At 39.0% G+C, this 7,287-nt stretch carries 4 protein-coding genes and 1 pseudogene; all 5 read right to left on the minus strand.

Going from position 1 to position 7,287, the window contains the following annotated elements; all coding sequences use genetic code 11:
* Positions 1–66: 66 nt before the first annotated feature.
* Positions 67–2,400 carry a hypothetical protein gene (locus A5295_RS00785; protein WP_064621460.1) on the minus strand — a complete coding sequence of 778 codons (2,334 nt, stop codon included), beginning with the start codon at positions 2,398–2,400 and terminating at the stop codon, positions 67–69.
* A gap of 35 nt (positions 2,401–2,435) precedes the next feature.
* Positions 2,436–3,269, minus strand: coding sequence for a hypothetical protein (locus A5295_RS06430; RefSeq protein WP_231875260.1), 834 nt, complete (start codon positions 3,267–3,269; stop codon positions 2,436–2,438).
* Positions 3,260–4,351 (minus strand): annotated as a pseudogene (locus A5295_RS06435) (serine/threonine protein kinase). The gene A5295_RS06430 and the pseudogene A5295_RS06435 overlap by 10 nt, the downstream one beginning before the upstream one ends.
* 190 nt (positions 4,352–4,541) lie before the next feature.
* Complete coding sequence (murA, locus tag A5295_RS00795; RefSeq protein ID WP_004109784.1) at positions 4,542–5,903, minus strand: UDP-N-acetylglucosamine 1-carboxyvinyltransferase; 1,362 nt, start codon at positions 5,901–5,903, stop codon at positions 4,542–4,544.
* Between the two features lie 91 nt (positions 5,904–5,994).
* The coding region (locus A5295_RS00800; RefSeq protein ID WP_064621461.1) for a metallophosphoesterase at positions 5,995–7,287 on the minus strand (1,293 nt) is incomplete at its 5' end.

Consider the following 7,287-nt stretch of genomic DNA (forward strand, 5'->3'; position numbering starts at 1 on the left):
CCGCAGTGGGCTTTTTATTTTTCTCGCACAATGCCTGTCAAATCTAGCAAAACTAATTAGAATAGTTTACTGATTGCTAATTTTCTTTTTAAAAATAATGCTAATTCCTAATGCAGCACAAAGAATTGCTATAATTCCAGTGCCAATATAAGCCACAATTTCTATATAATTTACCGATTTTCGCTTAAAGGAATCAGCATTTTCAAAAGATTTTTCCGATTTTTTCACTTGCGAACGAGCTATCCAATCATCGTTATCGGAGCTATTGTCGGAATCATCATCTAAACCATCATCAGAACTATCAGCATCTTTACTCTCGCTATTTTTAGATTTTTTATCTGCTTCAGATTTTTTTACAAGCTTATTTGCAATAGAAACAATTTTTACATTTTTATATTGCAAAGTTGTTATATTTCCCGCATAATCTGCAGCTTTTACTAATACGTCGTGAGTAAAACCGTCTGGTTTTAGTTTTATAGATAAAACTGATTTATTCACATCTTTACCGCTCCAAATACGATTTGTTTTACCATCAACATCGATTGTTACATATTGCAATGCTATGTTATCTTTTGCACTAATACGTAAAATTTTTCCTTCTTTATTAGTGCGATAAGTAGAATTATTTTGCATATCAAACACTGTTGTGATTGGAGCAAGATTATCTACTGTAAATTGCACGGAAGCTGGTGCAAATTGCAACATTCCTTCCTTTTTGCTAACTGCACTTTCGCTACAAGAATGATTGCCTGCCTTGTCTACTGACATAATGCGCACACGATAATGAGCGTTATCGGCAAAATTCCGTTTAAAAATAGTGTAAGTCAATCGTTGCCAGCCACGATCTGTGCGACTGTTTACAGAAAAATCCTGTTTTGATAAAATCTTCTCTACACCGTCTTGCATAACACTAATTTTTGCAGGACTTGCCAGTCCGCTAGGATTGAGTTCTTCAATATGAATATCTTTAGCATTTTGCAATTGTTTACGATTCATTGCTTTAGTGGAACTATCTATACTAAATGAGGAACCGCTTCTATTTATAGAAAATTGCAACTTACCAGAAATAACATGATCTACTAAATCTTTAGCACTCCACTGAAGCTGATATACGTCATCGTCTTGAATTCCATTATAAAAACCTGCGTATTGCACACTTACGCTTTGCGAATCAGCTTTTCTAGACACAAAAGAACGCAATTCCTTAGCATATCGCATTCTTCTCAGCGAATACGTTACGCTTGCAGGTTTTAGCCAACGATCTTTTATAACTAATGTTGGAACTACAGCATGAGAATACGCTCCGCCTTGTTGCACTCCAGTAATAGAAACAGTTGGCGAAAGCGTATCAATAATGAATTTATTACTGATAGAAGAACTCGCATTACCCGATAAATCTTCAACACAATAGCGAACATCCCAAGAAGCATCCCCCGAAAAAGAAACATCAGCATACCACACGTTTGTATGCACACCATCGTTTTTAAAGCTTTTAGCTGTAAGTACCATAACCTGCTTACCATCAGCAAAAACTTTCGCAATAGGATAAGAATCGTGAAGCAAATACGAGAAAACGAACGAATCATCCTGTATTAATATTCTTGAAGCTCGATTATTACGAAAATATTTGCCTTCATACGATGCGTTGTTGTCATAACTAACACTCAAGCGAGGAACAGTTTTGTCAATAACAATATATCTTGGACGCTTGCTATAAGAATTATCTTTTGTTAAATCTGAAGCATTCAAAACTGAATCAGGAATACTTAATATTGGCTTACGAGAGCGCAATTTGTTGCCAGAAAGTTTACTTTCATTAGAAATATAGTTAGTTTGCTTTGAAACATGAGAATTAGAGTCAACTCCTCCCCATATGCGTTTAGGATGCATTGTTACAGCAGCAAGTCTTATAGAGATATCTTGCAAATCGTATATTCCTTCTTTTTGCAATTCAACTCTTACTATTCCTAATACTCGAGGTCGGATCTTATAACGAATATTAACTAGCGACGACACCGCCTCAATCTTAGCTAAATCAACTTTGGCACTCACTATTTGATATCTTCCAACGCTAACAGTAGCTTTATGCGCGTTCCTAATTTCCGAAGCGTCCAATCCATCAAAAGTTATAAGTAGCGAAGCAGCACGTTTAGTAAACATGTACTCGCCTTGAGTGCGAACAGTTTTCTGTTTTGTCATAACAGAAACATTTGCTATATGCAATCCTTTGGCTGCGTTATAGCTGCTTTTTGCATACGCAATAGAATTAAGTGGCAATAATGCAACAACTATAGCAGCACTAATAAATACAATAATCCCAATATAAACGCCAATGCGAGCGCAGCCGCATTTAAATCGCTTGAAAAACCACATATCCCCCAAATTTCTTTGTTTACACATTTATTCCCTCCTTTTTATTATTCCTTTTATTTCTTTTATTTCTTTTGCAAAAAAGCTAGATTAATTTCGTCTTGAACTTTTTTGACGCTATCGATTGCGTTTTTCTTTCTACTTACAGCCTCATCATTTGACGCATGCGCTTGTTTAAGAAGATATTCTGCCTTGTCGCACATTTGCTGAATCTCTTGTTTACTGGCTCCGCTTTCTAGGAACATCGGCAACCACGAATGAATTGATTGCAAAACTAGTTCTCCAGTATCCACAAATAAAACGTCTCCGTGATCTTTCTCAACAATTTGCATTAGCTGCTGTAATTGATTCACATAATTTTTATACGTTTCTACGCTTGCACAATCTTTAGAAACATCAACAAGTTGCGCATAAGCGTCAGAAATAGCGATGTACGCGCTTAACATTTTTTGATTTGAAACAGTATGCGATATGCCATCAGAATTAGTTTCTACAGCTTGCGAAGACGCTTTATTCGCATCTTTCTCATATTTTTGAGCCTCTTGGAACCATACTTTTGCTACTCGCATACGAGATAATCGTTCTGTTTGCGAAACTTTTCCAGAAAATCCTGCAAAATAGTACCAATACGCTTTGCCTATTTCTATAGAAATATTCAACCAATCTTTATTTACAGGACGCAAGTTTTGCTCGTATTTATTAATCAAACCAACAAAACATTGCTCTTCGTTGGCACTCCATTGCTGATCTGCAAGTTGAATTTGCAATAAAATTTGGAGAGGTTTAAATGATATTTTGCTTATATATTTCTTCTTGATCATACTATTTTGCACTTGCATTGCATGAGAAATATAGCGACACGCAATATCCGAATTGCTTTCGCGCTCAGCTAATTGCATGTAAGAATCGTAGCTTTTATTATTTTTGCGTATTTCCTCAATTCTTTTACTACTWKSCTCWYCRTCRRMAGNYKKCWKATKTSKATNWKASANARAGCATTCCCAACAAATAAACCTAAGCAGTTGAATAAAATTACTATAAAAACTAGTACTACAACAATTAATGCCGTAATTGCATAGCGCTTTTTTCTAGGCTTAAAACTATTTTTGCATTGTTTGCGTCGCAATACATTCGTAGAGGTGTCGCATTGTTGCGAATGCTTTTCTGTATGCTCACACGCTTCCAGTGCAGAAAACATTTCGTCGCAATCTTTATATCTATGAGATGGTTTAGTAGCTGTAGCTATTGCGAGCACAGACACTAATTGTTCTACTACTTCACGATTCTCATGAGGCAATAGTACAGCAGATTGCACGTTTGTTTTAGGCACTTCAGTTGGTAATAATGCGTAACGCAATGTCATTCCAATCGAATACACATCGCTTGAAGTAGTTGCTGCAGAGTTTTCGTTCAAAATTTCAGGAGCGGTAAAAATATTAGTAGCAAATCGCGCGTCGCACTGGTCTATTGTGCGCAAATCAAGCACTCCCCCGTTTGCATATAATTGCGTTGCAGCACCAAAATCAATCAAACGGACTGTGCCATCTTCTGAAATCATAACCTGAGAAGGCTTAAGATCACCGTATATAATTGGCGGATAATGCGAATGTAAATAAGAAAGTATTGAGCAAAGTTGCATACCTAAATCAAGAACAGTTTCAACATTTTGCAATCCAGATTCTTCTACAATAGATTTTAAAGAACGTCCCTTTACATAATCGCGAACAGCATAAGCTCTACCATTTTCTTCAAAAAAATCAACAATTCGCGGAATAGCTGGATGATCGCATTCCTTTAAAACATTCGCTTTAGCGCGTAAGGATTGAATAATATGTTGTTGATACTCTTCATCTCCTTGCAGAAGCGTTTCTTTAACAGCCCATTGCTTGTGCAAAACGGTGTCAACAGCAAGAAACACTGTTGAAGTGCCACCACGCCCCAGCTCACCAAGCAGCTGATAGCGTCCGCCTACACAAACCATCGTTACGCCTCCGCAATATTGAAAACTCCAACTACTCATCAAATATTTCAGTTAATTTTTTGAGTAATTGAATTACAGTTGCGACTACTGTACCGATAAATTTATGCGTAAAAAAGCTTTTTATAGCATTGTGGATAAAAGCTTATAAACCTACAAAACTCACGTTTTGTAGAAGAAGTAGAAGAATATATCAGTCGATATTAGCACCCAATGCTAAAAGTTTGCCTCTAAAATCTGCATATCCTCGATCAATTAGCGAAATTCCACGCACATTCGACGGACCTTGAGCAGTAAGAGCTGCAATCAAATGGCTAAAGCCTCCGCGCAAATCAGGTACATCAATATCTTGACCTGTCAACGGAGTAGGTCCGAAAATCACTGCAGAATGCTTGTAATTGCGCTGCTGGAATCTGCAAGGAAGCGAACCTAAGCATTCACGATAAAGCTGAATCATAGCTCCCATTTGCACAAGTGGCTTCGTGAAACCAAAACGATTTTCATAAACAGTTTCATGCACAATACTCAAGCCCTTCGCTTGAGTAAGCGCAACGACAAGAGGCTGCTGCCAATCAGTCATAAAACCAGGATGTACATCGGTTTCAATAGCAACCGGATGCAAATCCCCACCCGGATGCCAGAAACGAATTCCTTTATCTGTAACATCAAATTGTCCGCCAACTTTACGGAACACATTTAAGAAAGTCATCATTTCTGGCTGAGTTGCGCCCTTAATAAACACATCTCCGTGTGTTGCAAGAGCAGCAGAAGCCCAAGAAGCTGCTTCGATGCGATCAGTTAATGACGTATGAGTGTATCCTTGAAGCTCTTTTACTCCCTCAATACGGAAAGTACGGTCAACGTCTACAGAAATAATCGCACCCATCTTTTGCAAAACGGCTACCAAATCCATGATTTCTGGCTCAATTGCAGCTCCGGAAAGCTCTGTACGACCTTCTGCAAGAACCGCTGCAAGCAAAGTCTGCTCGGTTGCACCGACAGAAGGATAAGGCAAATGAATTTTAGTGCCATGTAAGCCATTAGGTGCAGTAATATGTATACCATCCTCATGATCTTTATCTACATTTGCACCAAGTTTACGCAACGTCTCAAGATGAAAATCAATTGGACGACCACCAATATTGCATCCTCCAAGCGCAGGAATAAACGCTTCTCCAAGACGATGAAGAAGAGGACCAGAAAAAAGAATTGGAATACGAGACGAACCAGAAAGAGTGTCGACGTCAGCTACATCTGCGAGCTGCACTTTTGTGGCATCAATTGTCACAATGCCTTCAGGCCCATTAACCTCAACGTCAACACCATGCAAACGCAACAGATCAGAAACTACATGAACATCGCGAATTTCAGGAACGTTTTTTAGAACAGACTTACCTGGTGCCAACAAAGCTGCAACCATAGCTTTGCTAACAAAGTTTTTTGCGCCACGCACTTTAATAGTGCCATTAAGCGGCTTACCACCTTCTACATGCAACACATCTGCAGCGTCAATGCCACTATTGTTGTTCTGTTCAGCCGTATTGTGTGCGGACACATTTACCTCTTTCGTTCGCGCTAAAACACTATTCACTATAATACCGGCATATTTGCCAACGCGCTCATGCAATCTATTAAAACTGATTAAATTAGCGCGTAGATCGTTGACGCCATCGACGAATCAATCTAGTAAGCAATGATGGTTTACGCAATAAATCTACTTCTGGCAATTCATGCTCAGACTCAGCTGTAAGAGCATAAGTATAGGCTTTTTTGGAAGAAGGTTTGCCAACAAGATTCCCAAATTCAAGCATTTGCGTACGCGGTTCAAACGGATGACGAATATCAAATTCGAGCAAGCGCACGCCTCTTTTAGCAGGTTCAGGACCGTAAGATCCAAAACCACATGTAGGAGTAGCAACAAATAGCATATTACTCTCGGGATCTTTAGCTGCGAAAGAATTGCGGTGATCGTGACCGGCAATTAGCGCAAAAGCTCCGGCATCAAGCAAAGCAGCATATTCGCCACTATCGACGTCAGGGCAGCTAATTCCTTCACCTAAATACCCATCGGGCAGAACATGTTTTTCGTCAAGAGCATAATAGCGGCCAGCAAAAGTACGATACCCCTCGATAGCATGTTCGCGCGCAGCAAGTTCTTGCGGAACTTCACGAAGAACACGATAATATTGCGGCAATGGAAAATGCTGAAAAACACAAATATGCTCAGGCAAATAAGAAGAAAGACCAGAAATAAACTCGATAGTTTTTTTAGAAGGGCTACCATAGCCGCCTGATTTAGCATAATCTCCAGAATCAACTAAAACTATTGAAAAAACAACCTTTTCATGCTTCTCATCCATAACAGGCAAGGCAAAAGTACCAGGCTCGCATGTAAAAATAATCTGCTTTGGCAACACACATTTTGTCGATTGCATAGCACTTGCAGAAGATGCACTAGAAGCACTACGATTCATGCAACATGGAAAATCTTGATATATCTTATCAAGCTCTTCATTATTTAGACCGCACTGGAAATCATGATTACCATAAGTAACAACCCATGGAATACTGCGATCTTCTAACGGCTTCATTAACTTAGCAACGAATTCGTGCACTTTATCAACCAATTGCTTCTTATCAGAAGACGAAATATTGGAAGATTCCTGCCAGCGTCTACGCTGAAAAGTTTTTGCAAATACTTTTTCATAACCTGCAATCTGGTTTCCGCTAAAAACTACAAGATCTGGTCGCACAGCATCGCAAGCAGAAGCAATAAGTCGAATGGTGTCTTGTGAAATACGTAACCCATCTTGAACATCTGCACACTGAAGCACTCGGAATTTACCAGAAAGATGGAACTGCAAACGTCCTAAACGCGCCGAAACAGATAAAGGAAGTGCCGCAGATGCATTAGCTTCGGATTGTGCAGAATCAGTCAT

The organism is Gardnerella sp. 26-12, assembly GCF_001660745.1.
GTDB lineage: Bacteria > Actinomycetota > Actinomycetes > Actinomycetales > Bifidobacteriaceae > Bifidobacterium > Bifidobacterium swidsinskii.

Coding starts and splice junctions, on each gene's coding strand:
- A5295_RS00785 (WP_064621460.1), bottom strand. CDS start 2,400: ATGTGTAAACAAAGAAATTTGGGGGATATGTGGTTTTTCAAGCGATTT.
- A5295_RS06430 (WP_231875260.1), bottom strand. CDS start 3,269: ATGCAATTAGCTGAGCGCGAAAGCAATTCGGATATTGCGTGTCGCTAT.